The organism is Streptomyces sp. NPDC055243, from assembly GCF_044544025.1.
Classification (GTDB): Bacteria; Actinomycetota; Actinomycetes; order Streptomycetales; family Streptomycetaceae; genus Streptomyces.
Map to the genome: position 1 here is coordinate 19,914 of NZ_JBITWR010000029.1, position 19,464 is coordinate 39,377.

15 protein-coding genes are annotated in these 19,464 nt (G+C 72.7%); 11 read left to right on the plus strand and 4 right to left on the minus strand.

The window, feature by feature from the left end:
- The first annotated feature begins 46 nt into the window (after positions 1 to 46).
- Positions 47 to 1,129, plus strand: a complete 1,083-nt coding sequence (locus ACIGXX_RS43055) for an NDP-sugar synthase (protein WP_351163191.1) — start codon at positions 47 to 49, stop codon at positions 1,127 to 1,129.
- Positions 1,130 to 1,406: 277 nt separating this feature from the next.
- A complete protein-coding gene (locus ACIGXX_RS43060) occupies positions 1,407 to 2,417 on the plus strand; it encodes a DNA-3-methyladenine glycosylase 2 family protein (protein ID WP_361471461.1) in 1,011 nt (336 codons plus the stop codon).
- 43 nt (positions 2,418 to 2,460) lie between these two features.
- Here the strand turns inward: ACIGXX_RS43060 and ACIGXX_RS43065 are convergent, their stop codons facing one another.
- Genes ACIGXX_RS43065 through ACIGXX_RS43075 form a run of 3 tightly spaced genes read right to left on the minus strand, consistent with a single transcriptional unit; the run spans position 2,461 to position 5,292 of the window.
- Entirely contained in the window at positions 2,461 to 3,789 is a 1,329-nt protein-coding gene (locus ACIGXX_RS43065; protein WP_361471463.1) for a coenzyme F420-0:L-glutamate ligase, read from the minus strand.
- A complete protein-coding gene (gene cofD / locus ACIGXX_RS43070) occupies positions 3,786 to 4,742 on the minus strand; it encodes a 2-phospho-L-lactate transferase (protein ID WP_351163199.1) in 957 nt (318 codons plus the stop codon). The genes ACIGXX_RS43065 and cofD overlap by 4 nt, the downstream gene beginning before the upstream one ends.
- A gap of 34 nt (positions 4,743 to 4,776) precedes the next feature.
- A complete protein-coding gene (locus ACIGXX_RS43075; protein WP_351163201.1) occupies positions 4,777 to 5,292 on the minus strand; it encodes a cysteine dioxygenase family protein in 516 nt (171 codons plus the stop codon).
- Positions 5,293 to 5,995: 703 nt separating this feature from the next.
- Here ACIGXX_RS43075 and ACIGXX_RS43080 point away from each other — a divergent pair.
- The 3 genes from ACIGXX_RS43080 (at position 5,996) to ACIGXX_RS43090 (ending at position 11,649) form a co-directional block, all read left to right on the plus strand.
- Complete coding sequence (locus tag ACIGXX_RS43080; RefSeq protein ID WP_016642094.1) at positions 5,996 to 6,259, plus strand: WhiB family transcriptional regulator; 264 nt, start codon at positions 5,996 to 5,998, stop codon at positions 6,257 to 6,259.
- Between the two features lie 204 nt (positions 6,260 to 6,463).
- Positions 6,464 to 10,135 carry a glycosyltransferase family 2 protein gene (locus ACIGXX_RS43085; RefSeq protein WP_399984576.1) on the plus strand — a complete coding sequence of 1,224 codons (3,672 nt, stop codon included), beginning with the start codon at positions 6,464 to 6,466 and terminating at the stop codon, positions 10,133 to 10,135.
- A complete protein-coding gene (locus ACIGXX_RS43090; RefSeq protein ID WP_399984579.1) occupies positions 10,132 to 11,649 on the plus strand; it encodes a DUF5719 family protein in 1,518 nt (505 codons plus the stop codon). Before ACIGXX_RS43085 ends, ACIGXX_RS43090 begins: the two co-directional genes overlap by 4 nt.
- Before the next feature lie 55 nt (positions 11,650 to 11,704).
- On the opposite strand, the gene ACIGXX_RS43095 is transcribed toward ACIGXX_RS43090, so the two are convergent.
- Complete coding sequence (locus ACIGXX_RS43095; RefSeq protein WP_351163207.1) at positions 11,705 to 12,166, minus strand: metallopeptidase family protein; 462 nt, start codon at positions 12,164 to 12,166, stop codon at positions 11,705 to 11,707.
- A 386-nt stretch (positions 12,167 to 12,552) separates the two neighbouring features.
- On the opposite strand from ACIGXX_RS43095, the gene ACIGXX_RS43100 reads away from it, so the two are divergent.
- The 6 genes from ACIGXX_RS43100 (at position 12,553) to manA (ending at position 19,455) form a co-directional block, all read left to right on the plus strand.
- Entirely contained in the window at positions 12,553 to 12,930 is a 378-nt protein-coding gene (locus ACIGXX_RS43100) for a DUF3499 domain-containing protein (RefSeq protein ID WP_351163209.1), read from the plus strand.
- A 182-nt stretch (positions 12,931 to 13,112) separates the two neighbouring features.
- The gene (locus tag ACIGXX_RS43105) at positions 13,113 to 14,729 is read left to right on the plus strand and encodes an L-lactate permease (RefSeq protein ID WP_399984583.1); all 1,617 of its coding nucleotides are present in this window, start codon (positions 13,113 to 13,115) and stop codon (positions 14,727 to 14,729) included.
- Between the two features lie 179 nt (positions 14,730 to 14,908).
- Positions 14,909 to 16,273 carry a phosphomannomutase/phosphoglucomutase gene (locus ACIGXX_RS43110; RefSeq protein WP_366464262.1) on the plus strand — a complete coding sequence of 455 codons (1,365 nt, stop codon included), beginning with the start codon at positions 14,909 to 14,911 and terminating at the stop codon, positions 16,271 to 16,273.
- A gap of 436 nt (positions 16,274 to 16,709) precedes the next feature.
- A complete protein-coding gene (locus ACIGXX_RS43115) occupies positions 16,710 to 16,886 on the plus strand; it encodes a Trm112 family protein (RefSeq protein ID WP_351163215.1) in 177 nt (58 codons plus the stop codon).
- Between the two features lie 134 nt (positions 16,887 to 17,020).
- Positions 17,021 to 18,217 (plus strand): SIS domain-containing protein, encoded by a 1,197-nt coding sequence (locus ACIGXX_RS43120; protein ID WP_351163218.1) that lies wholly within the window; start codon positions 17,021 to 17,023, stop codon positions 18,215 to 18,217.
- Between the two features lie 83 nt (positions 18,218 to 18,300).
- Entirely contained in the window at positions 18,301 to 19,455 is a 1,155-nt protein-coding gene (manA, locus tag ACIGXX_RS43125; RefSeq protein WP_383827002.1) for a mannose-6-phosphate isomerase, class I, read from the plus strand.
- The last annotated feature ends 9 nt before the right edge of the window (positions 19,456 to 19,464 follow it).

Consider the following 19,464-nt stretch of genomic DNA (forward strand, 5'->3'; position numbering starts at 1 on the left):
CCGCGACTCAAGTTCGGCCGGCCCCAGCAGGAAGCAGAGACGACAGGTGACAGAAGCGATCCTCCTGGTCGGCGGCAAGGGAACCCGGCTGCGTCCGCTCACGGTGCACACCCCCAAGCCGATGGTTCCGGCGGCGGGCGTCCCGTTCCTCACCCACCAGCTGGCGCGCGCCCGCGCGGCAGGCGTGGACCACATCGTCCTGGCGACCTCGTACCTCGCCGAGGTGTTCGAGCCGTACTTCGGGGACGGCTCGGCGCTCGGCCTCCACATCGAGTACGTCACGGAGACCGAGCCCCTGGGGACGGGCGGCGCGATCCGCAACGTGGCGTCGCGCCTCACGTCGGGCCCCGACGACCCGGTCCTGATCTTCAACGGCGACATCCTCACGGGCCTGGACATCCGCGCCCTGGTCGCGACGCACGAGGAGTCGGGGGCGGACGTCTCCCTGCACCTGACGAAGGTCACCGACCCCCGCGCGTTCGGCCTGGTGCCGACCGACGCGACGGGCAGGGTGCAGGCCTTCCTGGAGAAGCCGCAGACCCCCGAGGAGATCGTCACCGACCAGATCAACGCGGGCGCGTACGTGTTCCGCCGCTCGGTCATCGACACGATCCCGGTGGGCCGCCCGGTCTCGGTCGAGCGCGAGACGTTCCCCGACCTCCTGGCCGCCGGAGCCCACCTCCAGGGCATGGTCGACTCGACGTACTGGCTGGACCTGGGCACGCCCCAGGCCTTCGTACGCGGCTCCGCCGACCTGGTCCTCGGCCGCGCCCCGTCCCCCGCGGTCCCCGGCCGCTGCGGCGACCGCCTGGTCCTGCCGACCGCCACGGTCGCCCCGGACGCGAAGCTCACCGGCGGCACGGTGATCGGCGACGACGCGGTGATCGGCGAGGGCGCACGGGTGGACGGCAGCACGGTCCTGTCCGGCGCGGTCGTCGAACCGAACGCGGTGATCACCGACTCCCTGATCGGCGCGGGCGCGAGGGTGGGCGCACGCACGGTCCTGGCAGGCGCGGTGATCGGCGACGGCGCGGACGTAGGCCCGGACAACGAACTGCGCGACGGAGTACGGGTGTGGTGCGGGGCGAGGCTGCCGGCGGGGTCGGTGCGGTTCTCGTCGGACCAGTAGTTCTTTTTCGCGCGGGGCAGCGAGGTCTTCAGCCTGGACCGGCGGATAATTTCAGCCCGTCCGGCGTCTGAGGACGAGCTCGGCGGAGCCGGTGATGGCGGTGCGCAGGGTTTCGGGACAACCGGTCGTCGGGGTGGGGCGGGCTGCTCTTCAGCCCGTCCGGCGTCTGAGGACCAGCTCGGCGGAGCCGGTGATGGACGGCGACCAAGGCCCCCGCGCCGGAGCGGGTTTTCGGGAAGGGGCGGGGTAGGGGAGAAAACCCCCTACCCTCGTACAGATGTCATCCCGTTTCGCCCCCCGCCCCACCCGCACCACCGTGCGCGGCGGCGAAACGGCGATCCCCCAGGGCACGCCCCGCCTGGCGACGGCGGCGCGGACCCGCACCTGGACCCCGCCCCACCCCCTGAACCTGGGCCTGACCCTGGGCCCCCTCCGCAGGGGCCCCGCGGACCCCACCTTCCGCGCCACCCCCGACGGCTCGGCCTGGCGGGCGAGCCGCACCCCGGCGGGCCCCGGCACCCTCAGGGTGGCCTTCCGCACGAAGGCGAACACGGTGGAAGCAGAGGCCTGGGGCCCAGGAGCCGGCTGGCTCCTGGACCAGCTCCCGGACCTCCTGGGCGGGTCCGACACCCCGGAGGACTTCACCCCCCGCCACCGCCTGCTCGCAGCGACGGCGCACCGCCGCCCGGGCCTGCGCCTCCTGCGCACGGGCCTGGTCCTGGAGTCCCTGATCCCGTCGATCCTGGAGCAGAAGGTCACGACGGACGAGGCGTACCGCGCATGGCGCCTCCTGGTCCGCAAGTACGGCGAACCGGCACCGGGCCCGGTCCCCGCCCAGCTCCGCATGCACGTCATGCCGGACCCGAGGACCTGGACCCTGATCCCGTCCTGGGAGTGGCACAAGGCGGGCGTGGACGACAAACGCGCCTCGACGATCCTGCGGGCGGCACGAAGGGCCGCGCGCATGGAGGAGGCGGCCACGATGTCCCCGCCCGAAGCCCAGGCACGCCTGGAGCTGATCCCGGGCATCGGCCCCTGGACGTCGGCGGAGACGGTCCAGCGCAGCAACGGCGCCCCGGACGCGGTCACGGTGGGCGACCTGCACCTGCCGGGAATCGTCGGCCACGCGCTCGCGGGCGACCGTACGGCGGACGACGAGGAGATGCTGCGGCTCCTGGCCCCCTACGAGGGCCAGCGCCACCGGGCGGCCCGCCTGATCCTCCTGAGCGGCCGCACTCCGGCCCGCAGGCAGCCACGTATGCCGGTGGGGGACATCGCGGCGCTGTAGGACACCGACACGGGGCCGGTGTCCACGGAAGCCGGGGCCGGCGTCAACGCACCTGGATGAAGTCCTCCGCGTCCCGCGCGGGCCGAGCGCCGGGCTCGACCGCGGAGTGGCCCACAGCCACGGCTCCCATCGGGTCCCACGACTGCGGGAGCCCCAGAACGTCCCGTACGACATCCCGGCAGAACATCGTCGACGAGACCCACGCGGAGCCCAGCCGCTCCCCGGCGAGCGCGACCAGGAAGTTCTGCACCCCGGCCCCGGCCGCGACCACGAACATCTCCCGCTCGGCCGCGTCCCGCCGCTCGTCCCCGTACGTGTGGGAGCCGTCCATGACGAGGCAGGGCACCACCAAGTAGGGGGCCCTGCGCAGCACATCACCGCGCCGCACCCGCTTGGCGACGGACTCCGCGGACTTGCCGTCCTTCTGGAGATCGGCGATCCACGCGTCCCGCATCGCGTCGAGCAGCCGCACCCGCGCGTCCTCGGACTCCAGCAGGACGAACCGCCACGGCGTCGTGTGATGCGGCGCGGGCGCGGTCACCGCCGCCGCCACGGCCCGCCGCACGGCCCCGGGGTCGACCGGCTCGTCCGTGAACTCCCGCACGGTCCGCCGCTGCGTCACCGCTTCCCGCACGGCCTCGGACGTGCCGAGCCGGAACATGTCGTCACGTGAGTCGCGCACCATGACCCGGGCGCCATCGCCGGTCTCCCCGACGACGTGCGGCAGCCCGCGGACCACCGCGACCGGCAGTCCGCCGGCCTTCCCCTTGACCAGATCCCCCGCGGCGGCCAGCTCGTCCGCGGTGGCGACGACCGTCGCGCTCAGCGGATTGCCGTACGCGTCGAACCCGCCCCGCAGATCGTCCAGGACCCGCACGCCCGCCGCCCCGATGGCGACATCCGTCAGGCCGTTGCGCCAGGGCCGCCCGAAGGTGTCCGTGACCACGACTCCCACGTCCACCCCCAGCGCGTCCCGCAGCCCGTCCCGCACCGCGCGCGCGGACGCGTCGGCGTCCTCGGGCAGCAACAGGACGGTCCCGGCAGGCGTGTTCGAGGCGTCGACACCGGCGGCGGCCATCACCAGGCCCTGCCGGTTCTCGACGATGCGCAGCGTCCCGCGCCGCGCCACGACCCGCACGGTCTCCGCGTCGATGGCCGCCTCGCGGTCACCCGCCTCGACGATCCGCCCCTCGGCCTTGCTGACGATCTTCGAGGTGACCAGGAGTACGTCGCCGTCGGCGAGGCCCGGCTCCGCCGCGGCGATCAGCTTGGCGAGGTCGTCCCCCTGCCGCACCTCGGGCAGCCCGGGAACGGCCCACACACGGAACGACGGCGAAGAGCCGGCAGCGGACCCGGCCTCGGAGGAACTCACGCCCGCACCTCCTCCGCGAGGGCGAGCGCCGCACGCGCCATCTCGGCGGTCGCGTCCACGTCGCTCATCATCAGCGGAATCGCCCGGCACTGGATGCCCGCCGACTCGACCCGCTCCACGACCCCGGCGTCCACGGTGTCGACGAGCCAGCCGTCGAGCAGCCCGCTTCCGTAGTGCTCGGCGACCGCGGCGGCCGTCGTCTCCACGCCCACCGCGGCGAGCACCTTGTCGGCCATGCCCCGCACGGGCGCGTCCCCGACGATGGGGGAGAGCCCGACGACGGGCACGCCCGCGTCGGCGATGGCCTCGCGGATGCCCGGCACGGCGAGGATCGTCCCGACGCTCACCACGGGGTTGGACGGCGGGAAGATCACGACGTCCGCGTCGGCGATCGCCTCCAGGACGCCGGGTGCCGGCTTGGCCTGGTCCGCGCCGACCGGCACGATGGCGTGCGCGTCCACGGAGGCCCGCAGCCGCACCCAGTACTCCTGGAAGTGCACGGCCTTCTGCTCGCCGTCGACCGTGACGGCGACATGCGTCTCGACACGGTCGTCCGACATCGGGATGAGCCGAACGCCGGGCTGCCACCGCTCGCAGAGCGCTTCCGTCACCGCGCTGAGCGGGAATCCGGCGGCGAGCATCTGCGTCCGCACGATGTGCGTGGCGAAGTCGCGGTCGCCGAGCCCGAACCACTCGGGCCCCACGCCGTACGCCGCGAGCTCTTCCTTGACCTTGAACGTCTCGTCCGTACGCCCCCAGCCCTGCTCTTCGTTGATGCCGCCGCCGAGGGTGTACATCACGGTGTCGAGGTCGGGGCAGACCTTGAGCCCGAACAGGTGGATGTCGTCACCGGTGTTGCCGATGACGGTGATGTCCGCGTCAGGCGCGGCTTTCTTGAGCCCGCGGAGGAAACGGGCGCCGCCGATACCGCCGGCCAGGACCACAATGCGCATGGCACCAAGCATGTCAGGCAGGTACGACAGTGCGTCAGGCGGTTACGACATCTCCGGCCGCCGGAGCGGTGGCCCGCTCGCCGCACTGCGCCGCGTGCATCGGCATGTCGGTCAGGCCGGGGTAGTAGATGTGCAGGCTGACGGCCGGTTCCAGGGAGTCGTTGACCACGTCGTGCACGTACCCGGGCGCGAACACGCGCTGGGACCCGGCGTCGAGCGCGCGCTGCCCGCGCTCCGTACGCTCCGTCAGTTCACCCTCCAGGACCGTGAGTACGCCGGAGGAGCGGCCGTGGTCGTGCGGTCCACTGCCCTGTCCGGGCACCCAGGAGAGCAGCCAGACCTCGTAACCGGGGCCCGTGCGCAGGCGGTGGTACCAGCGGCTCGTCGCGTCGTACTCGACGAGGTGGGACCACTGTGCGCGGTCGGCCGCGATGGTGCGGGCCAGGCCGACGAACTCGGCCACGGTGGCCGGGTGCTCGCGGGCGGGCTGCAGGAGGTGCGTGACTTCGAGGATGTCGCCGGCGATCTGGAGGTCGCTGTCGCTGTTCATGGTGCGGTGGTTCCTCAACGTGAGAGTGCTGGGGTGTCGCGCGGAAGGTGGAGCGGGGAGGTGCTCGACAACAAGCCGGAAGGCTTCAGACGATTGCTCGGGCGGTGAAGGGCCGGAGCGGGCTCAACAGCTGGAAGCGGTGTGGCTCAACAGCTGGAACAGGAACAGCGACAGCGCGCGTGGGCAGCACCGAGGAGCCCGCTGGTGCGGGTCGTCGAGAGTGCCAAGTTTGCGAGCATGCCCACTAGAACAGCGGCTCACACCTTCCCTGTCAACTCTATGTCCGCTATGTGGGATATGTTTCACCTCATCCGGTTGTTCTCTCAGGTGAAAGGTTTGTGCACCGGGCTCACGGGACACATCGCGCTTCAACCGGCGCGTAAACCCCGGCGTGATCTCGTGACCCGAATGTGATCCCCTTCGCTTCGGTGGACCGGTCGCAACGGGATCGATCTCCGTGACGTCCTTCCCTGATGAGGACGGCCGCGGGGCGCCTCGGGATGGGCCACTGGCAAGTGTCAGGGTTTATGCCGATTTGAACACTTTCCGCATTACCTTGGTTCCGCAGGGTGAATAAGGGGCCCAATAGCAGATCTCGGCTTGACTGGCCCGGATCGGCACACTTGTAATTTCACTCGTGTCGTTCAGCCGAAATCGGTAACGGCAAGCACCACGGGGACGCACAGACAGACGAGGGGCGCACATGACCGAGCTGGTTCAGGAACTGCTGGTCGAGGACGCGGACGAGGAACTCGGCTGGCAGGAGCGCGCGCTGTGCGCCCAGACCGATCCCGAGTCCTTCTTCCCCGAGAAGGGCGGCTCCACGCGAGAGGCCAAGAAGGTCTGTCTCGCCTGCGAGGTTCGCTCGGAATGCCTTGAGTACGCACTGGCGAACGACGAGCGGTTCGGAATCTGGGGCGGCCTTTCGGAGCGCGAACGGCGCCGTCTGAAGAAGGCCGCCGTCTGAACACCAGTTGGTTCTGCCCGACCATCCGCCCGACCAAACGGCACACACCCCTACGTAAGGAACAGCCCGTCGCCCGTGGGTTATCCACAGGCGGCGGGCTGTTGTGATGCCAGCCGTTAGTGTGGGGCCCCGTCCGAGACGCCCCGGCGCCCCCATGAAGCGCAGGCGTCCACCGCAGTCCATCGAACCGGGGCCCGTACCTCGATGTCCGTGCACAGCCATCCGGCAGCCAGTCACCACGACGCTGCCGCCCCTGAGTTCCCGCGGCACGTCGTCACCGCCGTGATCGTCTCCCACGACGGCGCCCGCTGGCTGCCCGACGCCCTCGCCGGCCTGCTCGGCCAGGAGCGCCCGGTGCAGAACGCCGTGGCCGCGGACACCGGCAGCGCGGACGACTCCGCCCGCCTGGTCACCGAGGCACTCGGCCCCGACCGCGTCCTGCACCTGGCCCGGCGCTCCGGCTTCGGCACCGCCGTCGACGAGGCCAACCGCACCGCCGGCGTGCTGACCCCGGAAGAGCTGCCCTATCTGAAACGCCCCAGCGGCTGGGACCCGGTCAGCCGGTCCTGGCGCGACGACGCCTACGACCTGCCCGACCTGCCGCACGGCGAGCCCGAGCAGTGGCTGTGGCTGCTGCACGACGACTGCGCGCCCGAGCCGGGCGCCCTCGCCGAGCTGCTCCGGGTGGTGGAGAACGAACGCGAGGTCGGCAAGGACGTCGCCATCGTCGGCCCCAAGCTGCGCGGCTGGTACGACCGCCGCCAGCTCCTTGAGGTCGGCGTCTCGATCGCCAACAGCGGCCGCCGCTGGACCGGCATCGACCGCCGCGAACAGGACCAGGGTCAGCACGACCACGTACGGCCCGTCCTCTCCGTGTCCACCGCCGGCATGCTGATCCGGCGTGACGTCTTCGACGAACTGGGCGGCTTCGACCGGCGCCTGCCGCTCATGCGGGACGACCTCGACCTGTGCTGGCGCGCGCAGAACGCGGGCCACCGCGTCCTCGTCGCCCCCGAAGCCGTCGTCCGGCACGCCGAGGCCTCCTCGCGCGAGCGCCGCACCGTCGACTGCGTCGGCCGTACGTCGACGTCGCCGCACCGCGTGGACAAGGCGGGCGCCGCCTACACCCTGCTCGTCAACGCGCGTACGGCCGTGCTGCCCTGGGTGCTCTTCCGGCTCGTGGTGGGCACCCTGCTGCGCACCTTCGCCTATCTGGTCGGCAAGGTCCCCGGTCAGGCCGTCGACGAGGTCGCCGGGCTCCTGGGGACGCTGCTGCGGCCCGGACGGATCGTCAGCGCCCGCAAGCAGCGCGGCAAGTCGGCGCTCGAACCGGCCGAGATGCGGCCGCTCTTCCCGCCGCCCGGCGCCACCGTGCGCGCCACCGTCGAACAGGTCGCCGGCAATGTCGTCGGCCGCTCCGACCCCGAGGCCGTCACCGGCGCGGGCCGGCACGGCGCCGTCGAGTCGGGACCCGGCGGGGACGACGCGGACTTCCTCCAGGTCGAGCAGTTCGCACGGCTCAAGCGCGTGGCCCGCAAGCCGGGACCGATGCTCTTCGTGGTGCTCCTGTTCGTCTCGCTCATCGCCTGCCGCGAACTCCTCGGCGGCGGCGCACTCGCGGGCGGCGCGCTGCTGCCCGCACCCGGCGACTCCTCCGGCCTCTGGGCGCGCTATCTGGACGCCTGGCACCCCGTGGGGACCGGCGGCACGCAGTCGGCGCCGCCCTACCTCGCGCTCGTCGCGGGGCTCAGCACCCTGATGTTCGGGTCCACCGGGCTCGCGGTCACGGTGCTCCTGGTCGGCTCGGTGCCGCTGGCCGGCTTCGCCGCCTACTTCGCCTCACGGCCGCTGGTCGAGTCGCGCCTGCTGCGCGCCTGGGCCTCGGTCGCCTACGCCTTCCTGCCGGCCGCCACGGGCGCGCTCGCGGGCGGGCGCATCGGCACCGCCGTCCTCGCGGTCCTGCTGCCGCTCATGGCGCGCGCGGGCATCGCCGCGAGCGGACTGACCTCTTCGGAGGGCACGCGCGGCAGCTGGCGCGCCTCGTGGGCGTTCGCCCTGCTCCTGACGATCACCACCGCCTTCACGCCGATCATCTGGCCCATCGCCGTGGTGCTCGGCCTCGCGCTCCTCGTGGTCCGCAGGGGCGACATCACGGCGTACGGCCTGCGCTTCCTCGCCGCGCTCGGCACCCCGCTGCTGATCCTCGCGCCCTGGTCGCTCTCGCTGCTGCCCTTCGGCTTCTTCGGTGAGGCGGGCCTGGAGTTCGGCACCGGCTCGGCGACCGGGCTCGATCTGCTCGGCGGCAGCCCCGGCGGCCCCGGGACCGTGGACGGGCTGCTGCTCATCGGCATCGTGCTCGCCGCCCTTGCCGCGCTCCTTCGTACCGAGCGGCAGCTCGCCGTCCGTACCGCCTGGGTCGTCGCGCTGGTCTCGCTGGTCTTCGCGGCGCTCTCGAACGGCTCGGCGTGGGCGGGCCCCGCCACCCTCGGGTACGGCATCGCGCTCCTTGCCGCCGCCGCGCTCGGCGCCGACGGCGCACGCACGCGTGTCGCCGAGCAGAGCTTCGGCTGGCGCCAGCCGGTCGCCGTCCTCATCGCCTTCGCGGCGGCCGCCGGGCCGCTGCTCGTCGCCGCCGGATGGATGATCCGCGGCGCCGACGGCCCCCTGGAGCGGCGCGACCCGGTGCAGGTGCCCGCGTTCGTCGCCGAGGAGAGCGGCACGCAGGACCAGGCCCGCACGCTCGTCCTGGACAGCGAGTCGGCCGCCCAGGTGTCGTACACGCTCGTCCGCGGCTCGGGCGCCCGGCTCGGAGACGCCGAACTCGCCGACGCGGGCGGCTCGAACTGGAGCCTCGACAAGATCGTCGCCCGGCTCCTCGCGGGCTCCGGCGCCGACCAGGCCGACCAGCTCGGCGGCTTCGCCGTGCGCTACGTCCTCGTACGCGACGGCGCGCCCCGCCAGATGAGCCGCACCCTGGACTCCACCCCCGGCCTCACCCGGCTCAGCCAGGAGGACGGCAGCGCCCTGTGGCGCGTGGACCGGCAGGTCTCGCGCGCCGCGATCGTGCCCGAGTCCGGCGATCCGATGCCGGTGGCCGCGGGCCCCGTCGAGCTGCACACGAACATCCCGGCGGGCGAGGAGGGCCGCACCCTGCGGCTCGCCGACGCGGCCGACGACGGCTGGACGGCGACCCTGGACGGCACCCCGCTGACCAGGACCACCCTGGACGGCTGGGCGCAGGGCTTCGACCTGCCCGCGACGGGCGGCCGTCTGGACGTCACGTACGACGCGCCCGCGAGCCACACGGGATGGCTGTGGGCCCAGGGCGCGCTCGCCGTGGTCCTGGTGGTCCTCGCCCTTCCGGGACGCCGCCGCGACGTGGACGACGACCTCCCCGACGAGCCCGTCGTCCCGGCCCAGCCGGTCGAGGGCGAGGGGCGCAGGGCCCGCAGGCTGCGGGCCGCGCAGGCCGAGCAGGAGGCCGCGCTGGAAGGCGCCGGGCAGGACGACGCCGGGCAGGACGACGCCGGTACGCCGCCCCCTCCTCCGGAGGAGGAGGCCTACGCGGCGGTGCCCCATCAGCAGTCGTACGGCGAGTGGGAGGCCCCCGCCCACGCGGGCGCCGACCACGGCACGTACCAGGGCGAGCAGCAGTACCAGGACGCGCGGTACCCACAGGGCGGCTACGACCAGGGCGCGTACCAGGACCCCTACCAGGGCGGCCAGTACGACCCGTACGCCTACGGAGCGCAGGGCGGCGCCGAGCAGTACGGCCAGTCGTTCGACGCCACGTACGGTCAGCCCCCGATGCCGCCCCAGCCCCCGCAGCCGCCGCACGGCACCGACAGTGAGCGCCCCGACGGGAGCCAGCAGTGAACCGCACGACACAGTCCCTGATCGCCGCGGTGGCCGCGCTCGCCGCCGTCACCGGATTCGCCGTGGCCAACGCCCCCGACGGCAGCGGAGACGACGGCGCGAAGGCGGCCGCGCGGCTGCCCGTCGAGCGCACCAGCCTGCTCTGCCCGGTGCCCAGTTCGTCCGACCTCGCCGAGACCTCGTACACGGCGTTCACGCCCAAGGGCGAGGGCTCCGGCGAGGCGGGCAGGGCGGAACTGCTGCCTGCCACCAGGGCGTTGAAGGTCACGCCGGAGGACGCCCCCAGGGAAAAGAAGAAGGACGACAAGCCCTTCCTGACCTCGAAGACGCCGGGCAAGCCCGTCACCGGCGAGGAGTCCGGAGGGGAGTCGCCCGCGCTCCTGGGCACCGCCGACGGCACGCTGGCCCCGGGCTGGACCGTCCAGCAGACCACCAAGTACTCCGTGGGCAGCGGCCGCGGCCTCCAGGGCGCCAACTGCACGGCGCCCGACACGGACTTCTGGTTCCCGGGCGCGAGCACCGACAAGGACCGCAGCGACTACGTCCACCTGACCAACCCGGACGACACGGCGGCCGTCGTCGACGTCGAGCTGTACGGCCCGGACGGCGCCCTCAAGACCGAGGTGGGCGAGGCCATCCAGGTCCAGCCGCACTCCAGCGTCCCGGTGCTGCTGTCCACGCTCTCGCCCAAGGAGCACACCAACCTCACGATGCACGTGACCGCGCGCAGCGGCCGGGTCGCGGCCGCCGTGCAGTCGTCGGACGACAAGCTCGGCGGCGACTGGCTGCCCGCGTCCGCCGACCCCGCGAGCCGCCTGGTCCTGCCCGGCATCCCCAAGGACGCCACGTCCGTACGTCTGGTGGCCTTCGCGCCCGGCGCTGACGACGCCGACCTGAAGGTCCAACTGGCCGCGCCCAGCGGCTCGATCAGCCCGGCCGGACACGCGAACCTGCACGTCAAGTCCGGCATGACGACCGCCGTCGACCTCGGCGACGTCACCAAGGGCGAGGCGGGCTCCCTGATCCTGACGCCCACCGACGACGCGGCGCCGGTGGTGGCTGCCCTGCGCGTCACCCGGGGCAAGGGCGTCGACCAGGAGACGGCGTTCATCCCCGCCACGAACCCGATCGGCACGCGCGCGACGGTGGCCGACAACCGCGCCAAGGGCTCCACGCTGTCCCTCGTCGCCCCCGGCAGGACCGGGAAGGTGAAGGTCACGGCGTCGGCGGGCACCGAGGGCGGTACGCCGACGAGCAAGACGTACACGGTCAAGGGCGGTACGACGCTGGGGATCAAGGCCCCGGTCCCGAGCGGCCTGAAGGGCACGTACGCACTCACGGTGGAACCGGTGTCGGGGGGCTCGGGGGGCTCGGGGGGTGACGTCTACGCCTCGCGCATGCTGGAGGAAGCGGAGGACGGCGTCCCGATGTTCACCGTGCAGACGCTGCCGGACGACAGGGGCACGGTGTCGGTGCCGAAGGCGGAGCAGGACCTGAAGGTGCTCCAGAAGTAGACGTAGCGGCGGGGAAGCCGGAGAAGCCGGGGGAGCCAGGGAAGGCCGGGGAGGCTCAGTCTTCCCCGTATCTCGGGTCCACCGACTCGGGCGAGAGGCCGAGGAGCTCGGCGACCTGCTCGACCACCACTTCGTGGACGAGCGCGGCCCGGTCGTCCCGCCCCTTGGTGCGGATCTCCACCGGGCGCCGGTAGACGACCACCCGCGCGGGCCGCCCGTCGGCGGCCTCGATCGTGCCGCCCAGCGGTACGACGTCATCGCTCCAGTCGTCCTCGCCCGCGCCCCCGCCACGCCCCAGCGCGGGAACCTCGAGCACCAGGAACTCGATCTCGCTCAGCTGCGGCCACCGCCGCTCCAGGCGCTCCACGGAGTCCTGCACCAGGTCGGTGAAGACCTCGGCGCGGCTGGCGGACAGCGGCACCTGGGGAGGCGCCACGGGGCCGCGCATGCCCCTGCCGTGGCGGTCGCGGCGGCGGGGCCTCGGGTCTGCGGTGCGGGGCTGTACGGGGTCGTCCATCACTGACGAAGAGTAGTCCTCGAGATCGCCGTTCCCGCACAGCTTGACCCGGCTTTCACCTGGCTTCCGCAGGCTTTCCGCACGGCTTCCGGGTGGCGCGCGGGCGGCGTGCGTCCGGCGTGCGCCATGTCGTCCGATGACCGTTCCAGCCAGGCTTGGGCTCGATTCCGTATCTCTCCAGGACCGTCGATCTCGCGATGAATGACGGGATTTGCGCCACGTGGTGACCGGATTCAACACCACTGGACACTCAGGCCCCTTGTGTCACCGCAGGTCAGCGAGGCGCCGTGCGAAGGCGCCGTGGCGGGGATCACAGCACGACACGGTGGGGTGACCTCCCGGAGAGTCGTCGCGGCCCGCTCAAGAGTGCGGTACCGTCCAACATCGTGAGCCCTGTACGTCGCTGTTCGCGCACCGCTTGCGGCCGTCCCGCCGTCGCGACGCTGACGTACGTCTACGCCGACTCGACCGCGGTCCTCGGCCCCCTCGCCACCTACGCCGAACCCCACTGCTACGACCTGTGCGCCGAGCACTCCGAGCGCCTCACCGCGCCCCGCGGCTGGGAGGTCGTCCGCCTCGCCGACGCCTCCGGTCCGGCCCGCCCCAGCGGTGACGACCTCGAAGCGCTCGCCAACGCGGTGCGCGAGGCGGCACGCCCGCAGGAGCGCGCGGCGGAGGCCGGCGGTGCGGGCCCGCGCAGGGCCGACCCGATGGAGGTCGCGCGCCGCGGCCATCTGCGGGTGCTGCGCTCACCGGATTCCTGAGCGCCCCTCTTTCCGGACTTCCTGCTGCCCCTCCGCGAAGCCCCCTGCCTACATAGACCCCTGTCGTTTATCGCTGAACAATTTCTCGCGCACGACCCATTGACGTGCCCACGCCATCGACACGACCATTCCCCCACTCGTGAGAGATCACTTTCCGCATCACGGAAACCGGGGAGCCGTCCGTGTACGTGCAGCAGCTGGAGCCCGTGGCCGATTCGCTCGGCCTGTCCGCCCTCATCGCGACCCTGCCCCTCCTGACCGTCCTCGTCCTGCTCGGCGCCGTCCGCATGAAGGCCCACCACGCGGGACTCATCGGCCTGGCCGTCGCCGCCCTGGTCGCCTGGCTCGCGTACGGGATGCCGCTGGGCCAGACCGCCTCGGGCGCCGCGCAAGGTGCCCTCTTCGGGCTCTTCCCCATCCTGTGGATCGTCGTCAACGCCCTGTGGGTGTACCGGATGACCGTCCGCACCCGGCACTTCGACATCCTGCGCCGCTCCTTCGGACGGCTCTCGGACGATCCGCGCATCCAGGCACTCGTCGTGGCCTTCTGTTTCGGCGCGCTCCTGGAGGCGCTCGCGGGCTTCGGGGCGCCCGTCGCGATCTGCGCGGTGATGCTGGTGGCGCTCGGCTTCGACCCGGTCAAGGCCGCGGTCGTCGCCCTCGTGGCCAACACCGCGCCCGTCGCCTTCGGCGCCATGGGTACCCCCGTGGTGACGCTCGCGCAGGTCACCGGGCTTCCGCTGGACACCGTCGCCACGGTCGTCGGCCGCCAGACACCGCTGCTCGCCCTGGTGGTGCCGCTGCTCCTGGTCGGCCTGGTGGACGGGCGGCGCGGCCTGCGCGAGACCTGGGTGCCCGCCCTGGTGTGCGGATTCGCCTTCGCCGCGGCGCAGTTCGCCGCGTCCAACTACGTCTCCGCCCAGCTGGCCGACATCGGGGCGGCGTTGGCCGGCGCGGGCGCGCTGGTGGCGGTGCCCAGCGCCCGCAGGCCCGCCGCGGAGCCCGTACGCGTCGCGGTCCTCACCGGCGTACGCAGCGAGGACCTGGACCAGGACGACCCGCGCCCCGAGATCCTGCGCGCCTACGCCCCGTACACGCTCATCGTCGCCATCTTCTCCGTCGCCCAAATCCCGCCGGTGAAGGACTTCTTGGCCAAGGCGACGCAGACCTTCGACTGGCCCTTCCTGAACGTCGCCGACCCCGACGGGGACCCGGTCGCGGGCAACCTCTTCTCGCTGCCGCTCGTCGCGACGGGCGGGACGCTCGTGCTGCTGGCCGGTGTGGGCACGGCGGCCGTCATCGGGGTGCACGCGCGCGTCGCGGTGCGGGAGTGGCTGGCGACCGTGCACGAACTGCGGTTCGCGATCCTCACCGTGACCTCGGTCCTCGCCCTCGCGTACGTGATGAACCTGTCCGGGCAGGCCGCCACCATCGGCCACTTCGTGGCGGCGGCGGGTGCGGGGCTCGCCTTCCTGTCGCCGGTGCTCGGCTGGTTCGGCGTCGCGGTCTCCGGCTCGGACACCTCGGCCAACGCGCTCTTCGGCGCGCTCCAGGTGACGGCCGCTCAGCAGTCCGGGCTCTCGCCCGAACTCCTCGCCGCCGCCAACAGTTCGGGCGGTGTGCTCGGCAAGATGATCTCTCCGCAGAACCTGACGATCGCGTGCGCGGCGGTCGGGCTCGCGGGCAAGGAGGGCGATCTGCTGCGCAAGGTGCTGCCCTGGAGCCTGGGGTTGTTGCTGGTGATGTGTCTGATCGTGGTGGGACAGAGCACGGTGGTGCTCGGCTGGATGCTGCCGTGAGGGGCCTGAGGTCAGCCCGAGGAGGTGAGCCCGAGGCCGGCCTGACGTCGCCCTGACGTCGGCCAGGAGGCGCCTTGGGGCCGCTCACAGCTGGTTGTCAGTCGTTGCGGGTAGTTTGGGTCACCGACGAGCACTCGTCGGTGTCGCTGAACTCGCAGAACCTGCAGAGAGGGTTGGCCGTGACTGCTGATCTGTCCCAGATCGTGAAGGCGTACGACGTGCGCGGGGTGGTCCCGGACCAGTGGGACGAGTCGCTTGCCGAACTGTTCGGCGCGGCCTTCGCGAAGGTGACGGGCGCGGACGCGATCGTGACCGGGCACGACATGCGGCCGTCGTCGCCCGGCCTCTCCCGGGCCTTCGCGCGCGGGGCCGCGGCGCTCGGCGTGGACGTCACGGAGATCGGCCTCTGCTCGACGGACCAGCTCTACTACGCGTCGGGTGCGCTGAACCTGCCGGGCGCGATGTTCACGGCCTCGCACAACCCCGCGCAGTACAACGGCATCAAGATGTGCCGCGCGGGTGCCGCCCCGGTCGGCCAGGACACCGGCCTCGCCGAGATCCGCGCCCTGGTGGAGGGCTGGTCGGAGTCCGGCGCCCCCGAGGCGGCGGCCACGCCCGGCACGCTCACGGAGCGGGACACCCTCAAGGACTACGCGGCGCACCTGCGCGGCCTGGTGGACCTGACCTCCATCCGCCCCCTGAAGGTCGTCGTCGACGCGGGCAACGGCATGGGCGGGCACACCGTCCCGACGGTCTTCGAGGGCCTGCCGCTCACGCTCGTACCGATGTACTTCGAGCTGGACGGCACGTTCCCGAACCACGAGGCCAACCCCCTCGACCCGAAGAACATCGTGGACCTCCAGCAGCGGGTGCGCGAGGAGGGCGCCGACCTCGGCATCGCCTTCGACGGCGACGCGGACCGCTGCTTCGTCGTCGACCAGAACGGCGACCCGGTCTCCCCGTCGGCCATCACCGCCCTGGTCGCCTCGCGCGAGCTCGCGCGCAACGGCGGCAAGGGCACGGTCATCCACAACCTCATCACCTCGTGGTCGGTCCCCGAGGTCGTGCGGGAGAACGGCGGCACGCCGGTCCGTACGCGGGTGGGCCACTCCTTCATCAAGGAGGAGATGGCCAAGACGGGCGCCATCTTCGGCGGCGAGCACTCGGCGCACTACTACTTCCGCGACTTCTGGAACGCGGACACGGGCATGCTGGCCGCGCTCCACGTCCTCGCGGCGCTCGGCGGCCAGGACGGCACGCTGTCGGCCCTCGTCGCGCAGTACGACCGCTATGCGGCGTCCGGCGAGATCAACTCCACGGTCGACGACCAGACGGCCCGCCTCGCGGCGATCAAGACCAAGTACGAGGCCGAGGAGGGCGTCACCATCGACGACCTGGACGGCCTCACGGTGACGGCCACGGACTGGTGGTTCAACGTCCGAGCCTCCAACACGGAACCGCTCCTGCGCCTGAACGTAGAGGCAAGGGACGAGGCCACGATGACCAGGGCCCGGGACGAGGCACTGGCCATCATCAGGGCCTGACCGAAGTCCTCGGCGACCGGGTGGGCAGGCGCTCCATCGCACCCACCCACCCGGTCCGCGTGTTTGTGGGCGGGCGTTCCGGCGCTTCCATCCACCCGGTCCGCGCGTTTGTGGGCGGGCGTTCCGGCGCTTCCATCCACCCGGTCCGCGCGTTTGTGGGCGGGCGCTCCACCGCTCCCACCCACCCGGCCCGCGTGTTCGTGGGCAGGCGTTCCAGCGCTCCCACCCACCCGGCTCGCGCGTTTGTGGGCAGGCGTTCCGCAAGGCGGAACGGGTGGGCACAAACGCCCACCGGCCCGCAGGCGAGGAACGACCCCATCACCCCACCGGGGGCCATGGGGCGAAGCCCCGCCAGTACACCGCCCAAGGCCCCGGGGCCAGCGGTAGGCTGACCAGGCGACATTCCGTACCCCACCCGCTCGAAGGGACCCACCCCATGCCGCTCGAAGCCGGCCTCCTGGAGATCCTCGCCTGCCCGGCCTGCCACGCCCCCCTCAAGGAGGCGGACGCGGAGCTGCTCTGCACGGCGGACGGCAAGGACTGCGGCCTGGCCTACCCCGTCCGCGACGGCATCCCCGTACTCCTCGTCGACGAGGCCCGCCGCCCCGCGTAAGGGCCCGGCACAACGACAAGAAGCGCGACCGGCGGCGCCGAAGCCACGGCCCAAGCCACCGCCCAGGCGCACCGCCCAGGCACAGCGCCCAGCGCCCAGCGCCAGGTCGCCCGGCGAATCGGAGGCCCTACCCCATGCTCGACGAATCGCTGCTCGACGCCCCCGAGGCCCTCGCCGTGGCCGACCGCCGCGGCCTCCTCCGCGGTGCGGCGGAGGCAGGCGCCCGCGTCCGCACGGCGGTGCGGCACGCCACGGAGGCAGGGCTCACGCAGCTCAAGCCGGACGGCCGCCCCCGCGCCATCCTGATCGCCGGCCCCGGCACCGCCGCCACCTGCGTGGCCGACCTGCTGGGCACCCTCGCGGGGGCGGGCTGCCCCGTGATCCGCCTCGCCCCCACCGGCGTGGCCCCCGCGGCAGGCGCCCTGCGCTGGGCGCTCCCCGGCTGGGCGGGCCCCCTGGATCTGCTGCTCATCGCCACCCCGGACGGCACGGAGCCGGGCCTCGAACTCCTCGCGGAGCAGGCCTACCGCCGCGGCTGCACGGTCGTGGCCGTCGCCCCCGCCCGCTCCCCGCTGGCCGAGGGCGTAGAGGGCTCGCACGGCCTCACGGTCCCGATGGCCACATCCCCGTACGGGGAGTACGAAGCCCCGCACGACGGAGAGCGCGCCTCCGGGACGTACGAAGCGCGCCGCGTGGACGACGAGGCCGCCGCATCCGCCCCCGCCACCCTCTGGGCCCTGCTCACCCCCCTCCTGATCCTCCTGGACCGCACCGGCCTCATCACCGCACCGGCCGAGACCCTGGAGAAGATCGCCGACCGCCTCGACCAGGTCGCGGAGCGCTGCGGGCCCGTCGTGGCGACGTACAGCAACCCCGCCAAGACGCTTGCCGCCGAGCTCGCCGACGCCCTCCCGGTGATCTGGACCGAGGGCAGGCTCGCGGGCCCCGTCGGCCGCCGTTTCGCCGCCACGCTCGCCGAGCTCGCCGGACACCCGGCGGTCGCCGGCGAGCTGCCCGAGTCGCTGCCCGCGCACGGCGCCCTGCTGGCCGGCGACCTCGCCCCGAGCGCCGACGGCGACGACTTCTTCCGCGACCGCGTCGAGGAATCCCACCACCTGCGCGCCCGCGTCGTCCTGCTCCGCGAGCGTCCCGTGGACGCCGGAGGACTCAGCGCCGCGCCCACCGCCCGCGAGCTCGCCCACGGCCACGACGTCGCGATCAGCGAGCTCGAACCGGAGGACGGCGACGAGCTGGAGACCCTCGCGGAGCTGATCGCCGTCACGGATTTCGCCGCCGTTTACCTGGCGCTCGCCCCGAGGGACCGATCATGACCCCAGCCCGGTCATGACCTGAGACCCCGCATCGCGCACCAGCGCACGCAAGCGCACGCACGTACGTAAGGGAGACCCCCTCCGTGGACCGCCTCACCAACACCATCCGCCCCTACGCCTGGGGTTCCACCACCGCCATCGCCAAGCTCATCGGCGTCGAGCCGACCGGTGAGCCCCAGGCCGAGATGTGGATGGGCGCCCACCCCGGCGCCCCCTCGCGCACCGAGCGCGGCCCGCTCGACGAGGTGATCGACGAGGACCCGGGGCACGAGCTCGGCAGGGCGGCCGTCGCCAGGTTCGGCCCGCGCCTGCCCTTCCTGCTCAAGCTGCTCGCCGCGGGCGCCCCGCTCTCCCTCCAGGTCCACCCCGACCTGGAGCAGGCGAGGGAGGGCTTCGAGGACGAGGAGTACCGCGGCGTCCCGATCGACGCCCCGAACCGCAACTACAAGGACGCCAACCACAAGCCCGAACTGATCTGCGCGCTCACGGAGTTCGACGGCCTCTGCGGCTTCCGCGACCCCGTCGAGGCCGCGGACCTGCTGGCCGGTCTGGGCGTCGACTCCTTGAAGCCGTACGTCGACCTGCTGCACGCCAAGCCCGCCGAGGGCGCCCTGCGCGAGGTCCTCACCGCCGTCCTGACCGCGGACCCCGATGAGATGGCGGCGACCGTCACCGAGGTCACCGAGGCCGCCCAGCGCCTCGGCGGTGCCTACGCCCCGTACGCGGGCATCGCGCACCACTACCCCGGCGACCCCGGTGTCATCGCGGCGATGCTCCTCAACCACGTACGGCTGCAGCCCGGCGAGGCCCTGTACCTCGGCGCCGGAGTCCCGCACGCCTACCTCGACGGCCTCGGCGTCGAGATCATGGCCAACTCGGACAACGTGCTGCGCTGCGGACTGACCCCCAAGCACGTCGACGTACCCGAACTCCTGCGCATCGTCCGCTTCGAGGCGACCGAGCCCGGCATCCTGCGCCCCGAGGCGTCGCCCGACGGCGAAGAGGTCTACGAGACCCCGATCGACGAGTTCCGCCTCTCCCGCTTCGTCCTGCCCGACGGCGCCGCACCGCACGACCTCACGGCGGGCACGCCGCAGATCCTGCTCTGCGTCGCGGGCTCGGTCCGCGTGGGCGACGCCGGGGAACTCACACCCGGGCAGTCCGTGTTCGTTCCCGCGGAGGAAAAGACCGAAGTGTCCGGAGTCGGCACGCTCTTCCGTGCCACTGTGGTGGCCTGACTCACCACC

What these genes read in the sequence shown, in the direction of transcription:
- ACIGXX_RS43095 (WP_351163207.1), bottom strand. Translation starts at nt 12,166, where the DNA reads ATGGACGACCCCGTACAGCCCCGCACCGCAGACCCGAGGCCCCGCCGC.
- ACIGXX_RS43120 (WP_351163218.1), top strand. Translation starts at nt 17,021, where the DNA reads ATGCTCGACGAATCGCTGCTCGACGCCCCCGAGGCCCTCGCCGTGGCC.
- ACIGXX_RS43115 (WP_351163215.1), top strand. Translation starts at nt 16,710, where the DNA reads ATGCCGCTCGAAGCCGGCCTCCTGGAGATCCTCGCCTGCCCGGCCTGC.
- ACIGXX_RS43085 (WP_399984576.1), top strand. Translation starts at nt 6,464, where the DNA reads ATGTCCGTGCACAGCCATCCGGCAGCCAGTCACCACGACGCTGCCGCC.
- cofD (WP_351163199.1), bottom strand. Translation starts at nt 4,742, where the DNA reads ATGCGCATTGTGGTCCTGGCCGGCGGTATCGGCGGCGCCCGTTTCCTC.
- ACIGXX_RS43080 (WP_016642094.1), top strand. Translation starts at nt 5,996, where the DNA reads ATGACCGAGCTGGTTCAGGAACTGCTGGTCGAGGACGCGGACGAGGAA.
- ACIGXX_RS43075 (WP_351163201.1), bottom strand. Translation starts at nt 5,292, where the DNA reads ATGAACAGCGACAGCGACCTCCAGATCGCCGGCGACATCCTCGAAGTC.
- ACIGXX_RS43060 (WP_361471461.1), top strand. Translation starts at nt 1,407, where the DNA reads ATGTCATCCCGTTTCGCCCCCCGCCCCACCCGCACCACCGTGCGCGGC.